General features: G+C 73.0%; 15 protein-coding genes. 9 read left to right on the plus strand and 6 right to left on the minus strand.

All coding sequences use genetic code 11. The annotated features are described in order from the left end of the window. The first annotated feature begins 114 nt into the window (after nucleotides 1–114). The 3 genes from AC230_RS14090 (at nucleotide 115) to AC230_RS14100 (ending at nucleotide 3,607) form a co-directional block, all read left to right on the plus strand. On the plus strand, nucleotides 115–1,587 hold the full coding sequence (locus AC230_RS14090; RefSeq protein WP_049716528.1) for an NCS2 family permease: 1,473 nt from the start codon (nucleotides 115–117) through the stop codon (nucleotides 1,585–1,587). A 237-nt stretch (nucleotides 1,588–1,824) separates the two neighbouring features. Beyond that, the gene (locus tag AC230_RS14095; RefSeq protein WP_107082154.1) at nucleotides 1,825–2,202 is read left to right on the plus strand and encodes a MarR family winged helix-turn-helix transcriptional regulator; all 378 of its coding nucleotides are present in this window, start codon (nucleotides 1,825–1,827) and stop codon (nucleotides 2,200–2,202) included. Nucleotides 2,203–2,233: 31 nt separating this feature from the next. Continuing rightward, entirely contained in the window at nucleotides 2,234–3,607 is a 1,374-nt protein-coding gene (locus AC230_RS14100; protein ID WP_049716530.1) for an MFS transporter, read from the plus strand. A 191-nt stretch (nucleotides 3,608–3,798) separates the two neighbouring features. On the opposite strand, the gene AC230_RS14105 is transcribed toward AC230_RS14100, so the two are convergent. Then, nucleotides 3,799–4,149: a GNAT family N-acetyltransferase gene (locus tag AC230_RS14105; protein ID WP_241833219.1), complete on the minus strand. Its 351-nt coding sequence runs from the start codon at nucleotides 4,147–4,149 to the stop codon at nucleotides 3,799–3,801. Between the two features lie 202 nt (nucleotides 4,150–4,351). Here AC230_RS14105 and thpR point away from each other — a divergent pair, with 202 nt between their 5' ends. Then, nucleotides 4,352–4,915, plus strand: a complete 564-nt coding sequence (thpR, locus tag AC230_RS14110) for an RNA 2',3'-cyclic phosphodiesterase (protein WP_049716531.1) — start codon at nucleotides 4,352–4,354, stop codon at nucleotides 4,913–4,915. A 157-nt stretch (nucleotides 4,916–5,072) separates the two neighbouring features. On the opposite strand, the gene AC230_RS14115 is transcribed toward thpR, so the two are convergent. The 3 genes from AC230_RS14115 to AC230_RS31985 form a co-directional block, all read right to left on the minus strand. Then, nucleotides 5,073–6,053 (minus strand): aldo/keto reductase, encoded by a 981-nt coding sequence (locus AC230_RS14115; protein WP_049716532.1) that lies wholly within the window; start codon nucleotides 6,051–6,053, stop codon nucleotides 5,073–5,075. 348 nt (nucleotides 6,054–6,401) lie between these two features. Further along, a complete protein-coding gene (locus AC230_RS14120; protein WP_241833220.1) occupies nucleotides 6,402–7,235 on the minus strand; it encodes a putative protein N(5)-glutamine methyltransferase in 834 nt (277 codons plus the stop codon). A 130-nt stretch (nucleotides 7,236–7,365) separates the two neighbouring features. After that, entirely contained in the window at nucleotides 7,366–7,539 is a 174-nt protein-coding gene (locus AC230_RS31985) for a hypothetical protein (protein WP_198535521.1), read from the minus strand. Between the two features lie 3 nt (nucleotides 7,540–7,542). On the opposite strand from AC230_RS31985, the gene AC230_RS14125 reads away from it, so the two are divergent. Then, a complete protein-coding gene (locus tag AC230_RS14125; protein WP_241833221.1) occupies nucleotides 7,543–7,908 on the plus strand; it encodes a DMT family transporter in 366 nt (121 codons plus the stop codon). A gap of 145 nt (nucleotides 7,909–8,053) precedes the next feature. After that, on the plus strand, nucleotides 8,054–9,460 hold the full coding sequence (locus tag AC230_RS14130) for an amino acid permease (RefSeq protein ID WP_049716533.1): 1,407 nt from the start codon (nucleotides 8,054–8,056) through the stop codon (nucleotides 9,458–9,460). Nucleotides 9,461–9,532: 72 nt separating this feature from the next. Here the strand turns inward: AC230_RS14130 and AC230_RS14135 are convergent, their stop codons facing one another. Both AC230_RS14135 and serC read right to left on the minus strand, forming a co-directional pair. After that, nucleotides 9,533–10,054, minus strand: coding sequence for a DinB family protein (locus AC230_RS14135; protein WP_049716534.1), 522 nt, complete (start codon nucleotides 10,052–10,054; stop codon nucleotides 9,533–9,535). A 36-nt stretch (nucleotides 10,055–10,090) separates the two neighbouring features. Next, nucleotides 10,091–11,209 (minus strand): phosphoserine transaminase, encoded by a 1,119-nt coding sequence (serC, locus tag AC230_RS14140; protein ID WP_049716535.1) that lies wholly within the window; start codon nucleotides 11,207–11,209, stop codon nucleotides 10,091–10,093. A gap of 81 nt (nucleotides 11,210–11,290) precedes the next feature. Here serC and AC230_RS14145 point away from each other — a divergent pair, with 81 nt between their 5' ends. The 3 genes from AC230_RS14145 (at nucleotide 11,291) to AC230_RS14155 (ending at nucleotide 15,448) form a co-directional block, all read left to right on the plus strand. Continuing rightward, nucleotides 11,291–14,092 (plus strand): FAD-binding and (Fe-S)-binding domain-containing protein, encoded by a 2,802-nt coding sequence (locus AC230_RS14145; protein ID WP_049716990.1) that lies wholly within the window; start codon nucleotides 11,291–11,293, stop codon nucleotides 14,090–14,092. 211 nt (nucleotides 14,093–14,303) lie between these two features. After that, entirely contained in the window at nucleotides 14,304–14,996 is a 693-nt protein-coding gene (locus AC230_RS14150) for a hypothetical protein (protein ID WP_049716536.1), read from the plus strand. Beyond that, on the plus strand, nucleotides 14,996–15,448 hold the full coding sequence (locus AC230_RS14155) for a hypothetical protein (RefSeq protein ID WP_049716537.1): 453 nt from the start codon (nucleotides 14,996–14,998) through the stop codon (nucleotides 15,446–15,448). The genes AC230_RS14150 and AC230_RS14155 overlap by 1 nt, the downstream gene beginning before the upstream one ends. Nucleotides 15,449–15,463: the final 15 nt, after the last annotated feature.

Consider the following 15,463-nt stretch of genomic DNA (forward strand, 5'->3'; position numbering starts at 1 on the left):
GGGGTCTACGCGCGGAGATAGCAATTCGGGGCTTGTTTATTCATACTGAACCGAACCGGATCCGACAGGTCTTGATTGTTTGATCCTCCAAAGCAGACTACTGAGGTCCCGTCTATGTCCTCCTCGGCCACCGCGTCGGTCGATGCCCAGCAGCCGTCCCCGAACCCGCCCTCGTCCGGCAGTCCGCTCGACCGCTGGTTCCGCATCTCCGAGCGGGGCTCGTCCGTCGCCCGGGAGATGCGGGGCGGTCTCGCCACCTTCTTTGCGATGGCGTACATCATCGTGCTGAACCCGATCATCCTCGGGGCCGGCATCGACAAGTACGGCCACAAGCTGGACAACGCCCAACTGGTCACCGCCACCGCGCTGATGGCCGGCCTCTCCACCGTCCTCATGGGCGCCATCGGCAACGTCCCCATCGCCTGCGCCGCCGGTCTCGGCATCAACGCGGTCGTCTCCCTCCAGCTCGCCCCCAAGATGAGCTGGCCGGACGCGATGGGCATGGTCGTCCTGGCCGGTCTGGTGCTGATGCTGCTCGTCGCCTCCGGCCTGCGGCAGCGGGTCATGGACGCGATCCCCAACGGGCTGCGGCGCGCCATCGCGATCGGCATCGGCCTGTTCATCTCGCTGATCGGCCTGGTGGACTCGGGCTTCGTCACCCGCAACCCGGACGCGGCCCACACCACCGTCCCCATGGGCCTCGGCCAGGGCGGCCAGTTGCACGGCTGGCCGGTGCTGATCTTCGCGGCGGGGCTGATCCTCACCTTCGTCCTGATCGTCCGCCGGGCGCCCGGCGCGATCCTCGTCGGCATCGTCGTGATGACCTTCCTGGCGATCGTCGTCAACGAGCTGGCCACGATCCCGGACGCCGACTGGGGCCTGAGCGTGCCCCGCATCCCGGACAACGTCGTCGGCGCGCCCGACTTCGGACTGGTCGGCGACATCAGCCTGTTCGGCGGCTTCCACGAGGTCGGCGTCCTCACCGGCTGCCTGTTCGTCTTCACCGTCCTGCTCTCCGGCTTCTTCGACGCGATGGGCACGATCATCGGCGTCGGCGAGGAGGCCGGGCTGACCGACGAGAACGGCCAACTGCCCAACATGGGCCGGATCCTGATGATGGACGGCATCGCGGTCGCCGCCGGCGGCGCGGGCTCCGCCTCCGCGAACACCTGCTTCGTCGAGTCCACGGCCGGTGTCGGCGAGGGCGCCCGCACGGGCCTGGCCAACCTGATGACCGGCGGCCTCTTCCTGCTGGCCCTGATCTTCACGCCGCTGGCCACCGTCGTGCCCTCGCAGGCCGCCACCCCCGCCCTGCTGGTCGTCGGCTTCCTGATCACGGCGTCCAACGTCAAGGAGATCGACTGGAGCGACTTCACGATCGCGATTCCCGCGTTCCTGACGATCGTCTCGATGCCGTTCACCTACTCGATCACCAACGGCATCGGCATCAGCGTCCTCGCCTTCATCCTGCTGCGCATCGCCGACCGCCGCTTCCGCGAGATCCCCTGGCTGCTCGACGTGGTCGGGGCCTGCTTCCTCGTCTACTTCATGCTCGACCCGATCGAGCGGGCGCTCGGCGTGAAGTAGCGGAGCCGGAGCCGGGCACACGAGGCGGGGCGGTCCCTCACGGACCGCCCCGCCCTCTTGCTTCGTGCGCCCCGGCATGCGCACTTTCATTAGGCGAGGTAATGAGTTAGGCTAAACAACATGTCGGACCTGTCCCGTACCCCGTCCGCGTCCGCGGAGGGCCCCCACGGCGGAGAGACGGCGCCCGAGGAGGCGGCCGTCGACACCGCGGCGATCAACGCGCTGCGCTCGGGCGTCATGCGGCTCTCGCGGCGCCTCAAGCACCAGCGGGTGGACGAGTCGCTCAGCCCGGCCGAGATGTCCGTGCTGGGCACCCTCGCCCGCTGCGGCTCGGCCACCCCCGGCGAGCTGGCGCGCAAGGAGCACGTCCAGCCGCCGTCGATGACCCGCATCGTGGCGCTGCTGGAGACCAAGGGGCTCGTCCGGCTGGAACCGCACCCCGAGGACCGCCGGCAGAAGGTGGTCACCCAGACCGAGCAGGCCGAGGCCATGCTCGAGGAGAGCCGGCGCAGGAGGAACGCCTGGCTGGCGGAGCTGGCCGGGCGGCTGGACGACGACGAGTGGGCGACGCTCCGCGCCGCCGCGCCCGTCCTGGAGAAACTCGCGCACCTGTAAGGCGTACGCAGGACAAAGGAGGCGAACCCGCTTGAGTACGGGACCCGGAGCAGACTCCGCACCCGCACCGAAACCCCACGACGACGCACGCACCACCCCCCTGCCGCACAAGGGGGGCATGTTCAGCTCGCTCAGGATCCGCAACTACCGGCTCTTCGCGATGGGCCAGGTCGTCTCCAACACCGGCACCTGGATGCAGCGAATAGCCCAGGACTGGCTGGTCCTCGGCCTCACGGGCTCGTCCGCCGCGGTGGGCATCACCACCGCCCTCCAGTTCCTGCCGATCCTGCTCCTCGGGCTCTACGGCGGTGTCATCGCCGACCGCTGCCCCAAGCGACTGCTGATCCTCGGCACACAGACGGCGAGCGGCCTCACCGGGCTCGCGCTCGCCGCCCTCACCCTCTCCGGCCACGTCCAGGTCTGGCACGTCTACCTCACGGCCTTCGCCCTCGGCCTCGTCACCGTCGTGGACAACCCCGCCCGCCAGGCGTTCGTCCACGAGATGGTCGGCCCGGCCGACCTGCGCAACGCCGTCAGCCTCAACTCGGCCAACTTCCAGTCCGCGCGGCTGGTCGGGCCCGCCGTCGCCGGTGTCCTGATCACCGCCGTGGGCAGCGGCGCCGCCTTCCTCTTCAACGGGCTGTCCTATCTGGCGCCCATCGCCGGCCTGTTGATGATGCGCACCGGCGAACTGCACAAGGCCGAGACCACACCGCGCGGCAAGGGCCAGCTCCGGGAGGGCCTGCGGCACGTCCGCGAACGGCCCGACCTGATCTGGCCCATCGCCCTCATCGGCTGCGTCGGCACGCTGGGCTTCAACTTCCCCATCTGGCTCACGGCTTTCGCGGACGACGTCTACCACGCCGGGGCCGGCACCTACGGCTTCTTCAACACCCTGATGGCCGCCGGCTCGCTGGCCGGGGCCCTGCTCGCCGCGCGGCGGGGCGGCTCGCGGCGCCGGGTGCTGATCGGGGCCGCCGCGGCCTTCGGCCTGCTGGAGATCGCCGCGGCGCTCTCCCCGACGTTCTGGCTCTTCGCCCTGCTGCTCGTGCCGATCGGCATGTTCGGGCTGACGACCAACGTCACCGCCAACTCCACCGTGCAGATGGCGGTCGACCCCGCCATGCGCGGCCGCGTCCTCAGCCTCTACATGATGGTCTTCGTCGGCGGCACCCCGCTCGGCGCGCCCGTCGTCGGCTGGGTCACCGACACGTACGGCCCCCGCGTCGGCTTCGCCGCCGGCGGTGTCGCCTCGCTCCTCTCCGCCGTCGCCATCGGCTTCGCCCTGGCACGGGCGGTCGGCGTCCGCCTCCGCGTCGACCTGCGGCGCGGCCACCGGCATGTGGAGTTCGTGCCGCGTCGGGAGCGGGAGGGGGAGCGGGCCGCGGTGACGGCGTCGGCGTGACGCGCGCCCCGGTCCCGCCCGCCGCCCGCGGCGGCGGGGGCTTCGGCGCAGCCGGGCCGCCGCGTCCGGGGGGAGGGAGCCGTCGGCCGGCGGGGTGCTCGCCAGGAGCAGCCCGCGGCCGGGGCGTCCCGTGATCTTCCGGGCGCGGCCACCGGCTCCACCGGCCGCCCGGCCGCGGGGCCGGGCAGGCCTCAGCCCACGCGCCGCTCCAGCAGCCGTCCCGGCCAGTCGCCCACGGTGAAACGGCGTACGGGGACGAACCCCTGCCCCTCGTAGTACGCCACCAGCCGCCCGCCGCCGCCCGCGTAGCAGTCCACCCGCAGGAGGTCCACGCCCAGGCGCCGGGTCTCCTCCGCGGCGTGCGCGAGGAGGGCGCAGCCTATGCCGCGGCCCTTGAGGCGGCGGTCGGTCACGAACAAGGAGCACGTACACCTCCGGCTCGTCCGCGGGCTCGACGTAGTCCGGGGGCGCCGGGCCGGCGTCAGGGTGCCCGCGGGCACCCCGTCGTACTCGGCGATCCACGGCCGGCCGTCCGCCGGCATCCGCCGTACGTTCTCCAACCGTCGTGGGGCGCGACGACCACGGCTCCGTGCCCCACCGGCCCGGCCGGCCCTCGGCCACCAGCCACGCCACGGCCCGGTCGAACAGGCCGATGGCCATGGACAGGTCCTCGACTCCGCCCTTCCTGATGACGACCCGGCCGCTTTCCCGCTCGTCGCTCCCCATGCGCGTCACACTGACCTCGTGCGCCTCTTCGTCGCTGTGACCCCGCCCTCCTCCGCCCTGGCCGAACTCGCCGACGCGACAGCCCTTTTGCACGCCCTCCCGGACGCCGGGCGGCTGCGCTGGGCCGCCCCCGACACCTGGCACTTCACGCTCGCCTTCCTCGGCGAGGTGGACGAGGGGCTGCTCCCGGAGCTGACCGAGCGGCTGGGGCGGGCCGCGCACCGGCACCCGGCGCACGAGCTGTGGCTCGCGCGGGGCGGCCGGTTCGGGGACCGCGTGCTGTGGGCCGGTGCGGAGGGGGACGTCGGGGTGCTGGGGGAGCTGGCCCGCTCGGCCGCCGCCGGTGCCCGCCGGGCCGGGGCCGGCGTGGACGAGAGCCGGGCGTTCCACCCGCACCTCACGCTCGCCCGCGCCACCGGGCGGGTGTCCCTGCGGCCGTACGCGGAGGCCCTGGCGGACTTCCGGGGCAGCCCGTTCCGCGTCGGGCGCCTCGAACTCGTCCGCAGCCGGCTCCCCGGCTCCGGCGTCCCGGGCGAGCGCCCCCGCTACGAGACCCTGGCCGCCTGGGACCTGCGGACCTAGGACCCCGGGGCGGACCTAGGACCCCGGGCCGCCCACGGGGCCGGTTACCCTTCGGGGGTGGACCCGAAGACCAGGAACCGGATCATGACCGGTGCGCTCGCCCTGATGCTCGTCGTCGTCGCCGTGGTGGCCGCGGTGCGGTGAGCCCCCGCCGGCTTCACCAGGCGAACGCCTCCGGGGACGGTCCCGGCCCCGGGAAGATCGCCTCCAGGGCGGTCAGCAGCTCCTCCGGGAGCTCCAGTTCCACCGCCCGCAGCGCCGAGTCCAGCTGCTCCGCCGTGCGCGGCCCGATGATCGGGCCCGTGATCCCCGGCTGGGCGAGCAGCCAGGCGAGTGCCACCTCGCCGGGGGCCAGCCCGTACTTGTCCACGAGGTCCTTGTACGCCTGGACCTTGTCCCGGACCGCCGAGTTCGCGAGCGCCTCCGCCGACCGGCCGGTCTCCTGCGCCCTGCGGACCGCCCCGCCCAGCAGCCCGCCGCCCAGCGGCCCCCAGGGGATGACCCCCAGCCCGTACGCCCGCGCCGCCGGGATGACCTCCATCTCGGCGCGCCGCTCGGCCAGGTTGTAGAGGCACTGCTCGCTCACCAGCCCGTACGTGCCGAGCCGCCGGGCGGTCTCGTTCGCCTGCGCGATGTGCCAGCCGGCGAGGTTGGACGAGCCCACGTAGAGGATCTTGCCCTGCTGGACGAGGACGTCCATGGCCTGCCAGATCTCCTCCCACGGGGTGGAGCGGTCCACGTGGTGGAACTGGTAGACGTCGATGTGGTCGGTCTTGAGCCGCTGCAGGCTGCCGTCCACGGAGCGGCGGATGTTGAGGGCGGAGAGCCGTGAGCGGTTGGGCCACTGGGCCTCGGCGCCGGGGGCCGCCATCGCGCCGTAGACCTTGGTGGCCAGCACGACCTTGTCGCGGCGGCCGCCGCCCTTGGCGAACCAGTTGCCGATGATCTTCTCGGTGCGGCCGCGGTCGGTGGCCTCGCCGTAGACGTTGGCGGTGTCGAAGAGGTTGACGCCCGCGTCGAGGGCGGCGTCCATGATCGCGTGACTGTCGTCCTCGTCCGTCCGCGGACCGAAGTTCATCGTCCCGAGAACGATCCGACCGACGCTGAGTCCCGTACGCCCGAGTTGCGTGTACTCCATGGCGTTCAGCCAACTCCTCGCACGGGGGCGGGGGCAAGGGTGACTCTTTCGAGGGCGCGGCGGGGGCGGGGTTGCCGGGCTCAAGCGTGCGTACACCACGGCGAGTTCACGCCCGCCGAGGCCGGTCATCCGAGGCGGTCACCGAGCCCCGCAAGAGTGACGACGGAAGTCCGCGTGGGGTGACGCGGACGTTCTGCTCGGTGGCGTCTGCCGCACCTGCCGGGGCGAGGCGGCCCGACCGCGACCGCGCGATGGTCACCGTCCACTCCGATCCCAAGGACGGCGAGTACCTCACCATCGTGTCCCGGCCCTACGGGGAGGCCGTGCAGCTCCCCGGCCCGGTCGGCTTCACCCCGGACACCGGGGGCTGGAGGAGCTCGCGGACCAGCCGGGGCGCACGCCGATCACCACGTGGGCGTCCAGTTCCTCGTGCCGCACCAGCCGGGGAACCAGGCCCGCGCCCGCGAACACGCCCATCAGGCGCACCGCCTGGCGTTCGCTCGTCTCCACGAGGAGGGAGCCCCCGGGGGCGAGCCAGGACCGCGCCCGGTCCGCGACCCGCCGCTGGACCTCCAGCCCGTCCGCGCCGCCGTCGAGCGTCACGAGGGGCTCGTGGTCCCGGGCCTCCGGGGGGAGGAGGGGTATGTCGGCGGTGGGGACGTACGGGGTGTTGGCGACGAGGACGTCGACGCGGCCGCGCAGCCGGGACGGCAACGCGGCGTACAGGTCGCCCTCGTACACCCGCCCCGCCTCCCCGAGGTTGCGCCGGGCGCACCGCACCGCCGCCGGGTCGATGTCGGCGGCGTGCAGGCCGAGTCCGGGGACGGCGGCCGCGAGCGCCGTCGCCACCGCGCCGGAGCCGCAGCAGAGGTCGACGACGACGGAGCCGGGGCGGGCGAGCGCGGCGGCCCGGTCGGCGAGGAACTCCGTCCGGCGGCGGGGGACGAAGACCCCGGGCGCGACGGCGATGCGCAGCCCGCGGAACTCGGCCCAGCCGAGGACGAGTTCCAGCGGCTCACCGGCGCAGCGCCGCCGGGCCATCGTGTCGAGCTCGTCGGGCGTGCGCGCGGTCGAGAGGAGCAACTCCGCCTCGTCCTCGGCGAAGACGCAGCCGGCGGCGCGCAGTCGGGCGACGAGGGAAGCAGTGAGGGGGGGACGGACATGAGTGCCTTCCGGAATCACCGTTCGGAAGGGCGCTCTCCGGTCAGACGGGACCTCGACGGGGGGAGAGCACCCGGACTGCCACAGCGGTAATGGGGCTCACCTCCCTGGTCGTTCGCGGTATTGGGCCAGCGCCACTGTACCGGAGGGTTCAGCCCAGCGCTCCGCGGAGGGAGGCCACCGCGGCGGCCGTGGGGTCGTCGGTCGCGGCCGCCTCCTCCGGGACCGCGCTGGGGGTGGCCTCGTGCGTGGCCGTGGCCGCCGCGTGGCGGGCGCGGTACTCGGAGAGGCCGAGGCCGTGGTGGCGCTGGAGCGCGGTGCTCAACCGGTGCTCCACGTGGGCGTGGAGGGCCGGCCGGCGGCCGCACCGGCGGTGAGCGGCGACGGCCTCGCCTTCGCCGTCGTCTTCGAGATCGCCTTCGCCCTCGGGGCCGGCGCCACCAAGGGCTTCACGGGACTCTGGCCCTCCGTCCTCACCCTGCTCGCCGCCGCGGGCGGGACCTTCACCCTCGGCCGGGCGCTCACCACGCTCGACGTGGGCGTCGGCTACACGCTCTGGACGGGGCTCGGCTCCGTCGGCACCGTCGTCCTCGGCGCCGTGACCTACCGGGAGGAGATCACCGTCCCCAAGCTGTTCTCCTTCGCCGCGATCACCGCCGGGGCCGTCACGCTCAAGCTCGCCGCCGGGGCGTGAGACCCGGTGCGGCCGGTGTGAACTGCTCCGAAAGGTCTTGTGGTCGGCCAAACGCCTTACCTAGGGTCACGGGGCCACGATCTTCCGAGAAGGGTTCTGTTGCATGCAGCCACCGACAGCGCGCGGGACGACGCCGGACGCCTCCATGACCCCCGGCGGATCCTCCGGCGGGTCCTCCGGGCAATCGTCCGAGGGATCCTCCGAGGGGTACAAACGGGGACTCGGCACCCGGCAGATCCAGATGATCGCCATCGGCGGCACGATCGGCACCGGTCTGTTCCTGGGCGCCGGCACCGCGATATCCCAGGCCGGGCCCAGCCTGATCATCTGGTACGCGGTGGCCGGACTCGTGCTCCTCCTCGTCATGCGCGCGCTGGGCGAACTCCTCACCCACCGGCCCGTCTCGGGCAGCTTCGCGGAGTACGCCCGGGAATTCCTCGGGCCCTTCTGGGGGTACGCCACCGCCTGGACGTACTGGATCATGTGGGTCACCACCGGCATGGCGGAGATCACCGCGGCCGGGCAGTACGTGAAGTACTGGTTCCCCGGCGTCGCCCAGTGGCAGACCGCGCTCGTCTCGCTGGTCGTCCTGCTCGCGGTCAACATGATCTCCGTGAAGGCCTTCGGCGAGCTGGAGTTCTGGTTCGCGCTGATCAAGGTCGTCGCGATCGTGGGCATGATCCTCGTCGGGATCGCCGTCCTGGTCGTCGGCTTCGGCGACGTCGGCGACACCGCGTCCGTCACCCACCTGTGGAAGGACGGCGGCATCGCGCCGAACGGCGTCCACGACTCCCTGATGACGCTCCAGATCGTCCTCTTCGCCTACCTCGGCGTGGAACTGGTGGGCGTGACGGCGGGCGAGGCCGAGGACCCGCAGCGCAACATCCCGCGCGCCATCAACAGCCTCCCCCTCCGCTTCGGACTGTTCTACATCGGCACCCTCATCGTGATCCTCTCCGTGGTGAGCTGGACCGAATTCGCCCCCGGCGTCAGCCCGTTCGTCGCCGCCTTCGCGAAGATCGGCATTCCCGCCGCCGCCGGGATCGTCAACTTCATCGTCCTGACCTCGGCGTTGTCCTCCTGCAACGCGGGCGGTCTCTACTCCACCGCGCGCATGCTCCGCACGGCCTCCGTCAACGGCCACGCCCCGGCGGCGCTCGCCCGGCTGACCGGCCGCGGCGTCCCGGCCCCGGCTCTCGTCGTCTCGGCGCTGACCATGGGACTGGGCGTACTCATCAACGCCCTCGATCCCGAGCACGCGTTCGCGTACATCACGTCCGTTTCGACGGGTGGGGCGATCCTCGTGTGGAGCGTGATCCTGGTGACGCACATGCGGTACCGGCGCGCGGTCGCGGCCGGGCAGGCGGAGGCGTCGCCGTACCGGATGCCGGGGGCTCCGTACACGAACCTGCTGGCCCTGGCGTTCTTCGCGTTCGTGACCGTGCTGATCGCGTGGAGTGCCGAGACACGGGTGGCGCTGTATGTGATGGGGGTGTGGGTCGTGCTGCTGGGCGTCGGCTGGATGGTGCTGCGGGGGCGGCGGGCGGAATAGCGGCGCCTGCCCGACGGGGTGTCCCGGCCCGGCGTTCTCGGCGCCGGGCCGGGACGCATCCGGGCCGGGAAGCTACGCCCCCGTCACGCCGTCCACGCACTCCCGCAGCAGATCCGCGTGCCCGTTGTGACGGGCGTACTCCTCGATGAGGTGGATCAGGATCCAGCGGAGGGAGACGTCGCGGCCGGCGAGGGGGCCGGGGTCGTCGGGCGGGAAGTGGCCGACGTCGTCGAGGGAGGCGGAGGCGGTCAGTTCGCGGCCGCGGGCGATCTCCGCGCGCCAGGAGGACAGCGCCGAGTCCAGGCTCACGCCGGGGTCGAGGTCGAAGCCCGCGTGGGGCGGGAGGTCCGGGACGGTCTCGCCCGCGAACACCCGCCGGAACCAGTTGCGTTCGACGATGGTCATGTGCTGGACGAGGCCCAGCAGGGACATCGCGGAGGGCGGGACGGAGGCCCGTCGCACGCCCTCCCCGTCGAGGCCGCGGCACTTCAACTCCAGGGTCGCCCGGTGGAAGTCCAGCCAGCTCTCCAGCGCTTCGCGCTCGCCCGCGCGCAGGGGCGGGATGGTGCGGCCGTCAGGTGTCGTCATCGTCATGGCCGCACTCTCCCACGCCCCGCCGGCAAGGGGGAGTCAGAGGCGCTCGACGACGTAGTCGACGCACCGTGTCAGGGCCTCGACGTCCGCCGGGTCGATGGCCGGGAACATCGCGATGCGGAGCTGGTTGCGGCCGAGCTTGCGGTAGGGCTCGGTGTCGACGACGCCGTTGGCGCGCAGGGTCGAGGCGACGGCCGCGGCGTCGACGCCGTCGGCGAAGTCGATCGTGCCGATGACCTGCGACCGCTTGGCGGGGTCGGTGACGAACGGCGCGGCGTAGGGGGACGCCTCGGCCCAGTGGTAGAGGGTGCGGGCGGAGGCCGCCGTGCGGCGGACCGCGAAGTCGAGGCCGCCCTGGCCGTTGAGCCACTCCAGCTGCTCGTTGAGGAGGAAGAGGGTGGAGAGGGCGGGGGTGTTGTACGTCTGGTTCTTCAGGGAGTTGTCGATGGCGGTCGGCAGGGAGAAGAACTCCGGGACGTGCCGCCCGGAGGCGTGGACGCGGGCGGCGCGCTCCAGGGCGGTGGGGGAGAAGATCCCGATCCACAGGCCGCCGTCCGAGGCGAAGGACTTCTGCGGGGCGAAGTAGTAGACGTCCGTCTCGCGGATGTCGACGGGCAGGCCGCCCGCCCCGGAGGTGGCGTCGACGAGGACGAGCGAGCCCTCGTCCGCGCCCTCCACGCGCCGGACCGGCATGGCGACGCCGGTGGACGTCTCGTTGTGGGTGAGCGCGTAGACGTCCGTGCCCTGCTCGGCCTTGGCCTCGGGGTGGGTGCCGGGGGCGGAGGTGATGACCGTCGGCTCGTCCAGCCAGGGCGCGAGGCTCGCGGCCTTGGCGAACTTCGAGGAGAACTCGCCGAAGGAGAGGTGCTGCGACTTGGCCTCGATCAGTCCGTGCGTGGCGATGTCCCAGAACGCGGTGGAGCCGCCGTTGCCCAGGATCACCTCGTAGTCCCCGGGCAGGGAGAACAGCGCGCGGATGCCGTCCCGCACCGAGCCGACCAGGTTCTTCACCGGGGCCTGGCGGTGGGACGTGCCGAGCAGGGAACTTCCGGTGGCGGCGAGCGCGGTCAGCGCCTCCGTGCGCACCTTGGACGGGCCGGCGCCGAAACGGCCGTCGGCGGGCTTGAGGTCGGCGGGGATCTGGATGTCAGCCACGGGGGCAGCCTAATCCGTCGGCGCGGCCCGCGGGACGTGATGTCCGCCCGGTGAGACGTGTGTTCGGGCATGCTGGGACGCATGGTTGATCGTCGGGAGAGTCGCCACGGGGGGTTGCGCGCGGCGCTGGTCGCGGCCGTGCGGGGGACGGTGGACTTCTCGTCCGCCGGCCGCGCGCTGACGACGATGGACGCCTCCAACTACCGCCGGGTTCCGCTGGGCGTCGTCGCGCCCCGCGACGCGGACGACGTCGCCGCCGCGCTGGCCGTCTGCCGGGAGCACGGGGTGCCGGTCACCCCGCGCGGCGGGGGGACGTCGATCGCCGGGCAGGCGACGGGCGAGGGGGTCGTGCTCGACTTCACCCGGCACATGAACGAGGTGGTCCGCGTCGACCCGGAGCACCGGACGGCCGTCGTCCGGCCCGGCGCCGTGCTCGACGACCTGCGGGCCGCGGCCGCCGCGCACGGGCTGACGTTCGGCCCCGATCCCTCGACGCACAGCCGGTGCACGCTCGGCGGGATGATCGGGAACAACGCCTGCGGGGCGCACTCCGTCGCCTGGGGCACGACCGCCGACAACGTCCTGGGCCTGGACGTCGTCACCTACGGCGGGGAGCGCGTACGGCTCGGCCGGGGCACGGACGGGCTGCCGCCCCGGCTCGCGGACGGCCTCCGCGCCCTGGCCGACGGGCACTTGGCCCTCCTGCGCACCGGCTTCCCCGGCCTGCCCCGCCGCATCTCCGGTTACGCGCTGGACGCGCTGCTGCCGGAGCGCGGCAGGGACGTGGCGCGGGCGTTCACCGGGAGCGAGGGAACGCTCGGGGTGGTGACCGAGGCGACCGTGCGCCTGGTCGGGCTGCCGCGCGCCCGGGCCCTGGTGGTCCTCGGCTTCGCGGACGAGGGCGGGGCCGCCGACGCGGCGGCAGGGATCCTCGTCCACCGGCCGCTGACCGTCGAGGGCATGGCCGCCGATCTCGTCGGCGACGCGGCCGGAGGGCTGCCGGCGGGCGCCGCCTGGCTGTTCGTGGAGACCGGCGGGGCGACGGAGGAGGAGGCCGCCGCGCGGGCGGACGAGATCCGCCGGGCCCACGACGGGCCCTCCCGCGTCGTGACCGAACCGGCCGGGCGGCGCGCCCTGTGGCGGCTCCGCGAGGACGCGGCCGGCACGGCGACCCGGCTGCCGGACGGCGGCGAGGCGTGGCCCGGCTGGGAGGACTGCGCCGTTCCGCCCCGGCGGCTGGGCGCGTACCTGCGCGACTTCCGCGCGCTGCTCGACGCGCACGGCCTCCGGGGCGCGCCGTACGGGCACTTCGGGGAGGGCTGCGTCCACGTCCGGGTGAACTTCGACCTGTCGAGCCGGGAGGGCGTGCGCCGTTACCGGGCGTTCTCGGAGGAGCTCGCCGGGCTCGTCGTCGCCCACGGCGGCTCGCTGTCGGGGGAGCACGGGGACGGACAGGCGCGGGCGGAGCTGCTGCCGCGCATGTACGGGCCCGACGTCGTGGAGCTCTTCGGCCGGTTCAAGGAGCTGTGGGATCCGGACGGCGGGCTCAACCCCGGGATGCTCGTCCGCCCGTACGGGCTGGACGAGAACCTGCGCTTCGGCGTGCTGCCGCGCGGGCCGGTGGACGTGGAGTTCGGATACCCGGAGGACGGCGGGGACTTCACGGCGGCGGTGCGGCGGTGCGTGGGCGTCGCGAAGTGCCGCGGGACGTCGCCGGACGCCGGGGTGATGTGCCCGTCGTACCGGGTGACGCGGGAGGAGCGGCACTCCACGCGCGGGCGCGCCCGTCTGCTGCACGAGATGCTCGCGGGGGAGGTGGTGAAGGACGGCTGGCGGTCGGAGGAGGTCCGCGAGGCGCTGGACCTGTGCCTGTCGTGCAAGGGCTGCCGCGGCGACTGCCCCGTCGGGGTGGACATGGCCACCTACAAGGCGGAGTTCCTGAACCGCCACTACGCGGGGCGGCTGCGGCCGGTCGCGCACTACGCGCTGGGCGGGCTGCCGGCCTGGCTGCGGGCGGCGGCGCTGCTGCGGGCGGCGCCGCTGTTCAACGCGGCGGTGTCCGTGGGGCCGTTGGCGGCGGCCGGCAAGCGGGTGGCCGGGATCGCGCCGGAGCGGGACATCCCGCGGCCGGCGTCCGAGCCGTTCAGCCGGTGGTTCGCCCGGCGGCCGCGGCCCGCCGCGCCGGATCTGCTGCTGTGGCCCGACACCTTCACCGAGCACTTCGCGCCCTCGGCCGGGCGGGCCGCGGTGCGGGTCCTGGAGGCGGCGGGCCGCCGCCCGGACCTGCCCGGCGGCGGCGTGTGCTGCGGTCTGACCTGGGTCTCCACGGGCCGGCTCGACCGGGCGCGCACGGTCATGCGCCGCACCCTCGACCGCCTCGACGCGGCAGCCGCCCCCGGCCGCCCCGTCGTCGTCCTCGAACCGAGCTGCGCGGCCACCCTCCGCACGGACCTGCCGGAGCTGTGCCACGACGACCCGCGCGCCCGCCGGCTCGCCGCCTCCGTGCGGACGTTCGCCCAGTACCTGGAGGAGTTCGCCCCGCACTGGCGGCCGCCGGTGATCGGCCGGCCGGTCGCCGGGCAGACGCACTGCCACCAGCACGCCGTCCTCGGGGACGGGGCGGAGCGCCGGCTGCGCGAGAAGGCGGGCCTGACGGGCGAGTTGAGCGGCGGGTGCTGCGGGCTGGCGGGTAACTTCGGTTTCGAGAAGGGGCATTACGAGGTGTCCGTGGCCTGCGCGGAGGAGCGGTTGCTGCCGTCGCTGCGGGAGGGGCCGGAGAAGCTCGTCCTGGCGGACGGGTTCTCGTGCCGCACACAGATCGGGCAGCTGGCGGGACGGAGGGCACGGCACCTGGCGGAAGTGCTGGAAGAGGCGCTGGAGTGAATCCGGGGCATCGAATCGTTTCTTCGTTCTTTTTCGAGCCGGCGGGCGGGGATATACGGAACCGTTCCCTTTCTGTTCGACGGTTCCGGCCGGCGGGCTTGGGCAGGAGTTTCACCGTCCGTGGCGCCGGCCGATTGCCGATCTGCTAGCTTGGGTACGCTCATTGGCGAGCCCAGGGGGTGCCGTGCGAGGAAAAGATTTCGCGCTGGGAATGCGGAGCATTTTCGACCCGACCGGGCAGACACTCCTCGCTCGCCGGTGTTCCGGGCCGTGTGCGCCGCAGAGCGTCGAGGACGACATAAAGGAATTCCTCGCGATACTGCGGGACGAGGAGGGCGGCCCCGGGCAGGTCACGGACGCGGCCGCCAGAGAGCGGTTCTCGCTGGAGCTGGGCGGGCGCTCGGGTCTCGCCAGGCTCCGCATCGCGGCCGTGGTGTGCAGTTTCCTCTCCGCGGTCTCCAGCCTGGGGCTGTGCGCCTTCGCCTTCGTCAGCCACGCGGAATGGCCGCTCTTCGCCGTCTGCACCGTGTCGTCCGGCGCCACCGTGATGATCGCGGCCTTTCTCGCCGCGCTGCGCCGGTGGCTCAACCGGCAGACGACGCAGCTGCGGATGATCCGGCAGGTGGAGGCCGCCCTCCAGGACATGGCCGAGCGGAAGATCGCGGATCTGGAGACGCGGCAGATCCTGCGCATCAGCCAGGACGATCCCGAGCTGGCCAAGGCCATCCTGGTGGGGATCGTGAGCGAGTACGCGGACGCCGAGAAGGCGTCGGGACAGGGCGGGGAAATGGACGGCTCCGGCACATTCTCGCGGTTCGTCGACGTGACGGCCAAAGGGGATTCGAACCATCTGATCGCCAGAACGCTCCACCGGCTGGTGGCGGACGTCGGCGGGGCCCATTGATGGCGGGCAAGAGAAATCCCGACGAATCGGAGGCATTTGTCGCGCTGCTGGCCGAACTGCGGAAGACCTTCGACGGGATGAGCTCCCGTGATCTGCTCCGTGTGGTCAAGGCGATCAATTCCAGGGCCCGCCACCAGGACCGGAGAATAGCCTACGACTACGGCGTCGTGGTGCTGGGCCAGCTCTTCTCCTTCGGCGCCCTCGGCCTCTACTGCCTGCTCGGCTACTACATGATCCGGACCGGCAACGCGGGTTACTGCCTCCTCCTCATGGGAGTCCCCGCCACCTCCATGGCCACCGTCTTCGCACTGCGCAAGGTCCCCGCGACCCAGGCGCTCGCCGGTCTGGTGCAGGCCCTGACGAAGGGCCGCCTGCTCCCCGCGCCCCGCGGCGGCGGACACGACACGGCCGCGCCGGCGGAGGGGGAGGGCGGCGAGGAGGCGACGGTGTGAGCGCCGTGCGCCGGG

The sequence above is a fragment of the Streptomyces caatingaensis genome (assembly GCF_001187435.1).
Lineage (GTDB): Bacteria > Actinomycetota > Actinomycetes > Streptomycetales > Streptomycetaceae > Streptomyces > Streptomyces caatingaensis.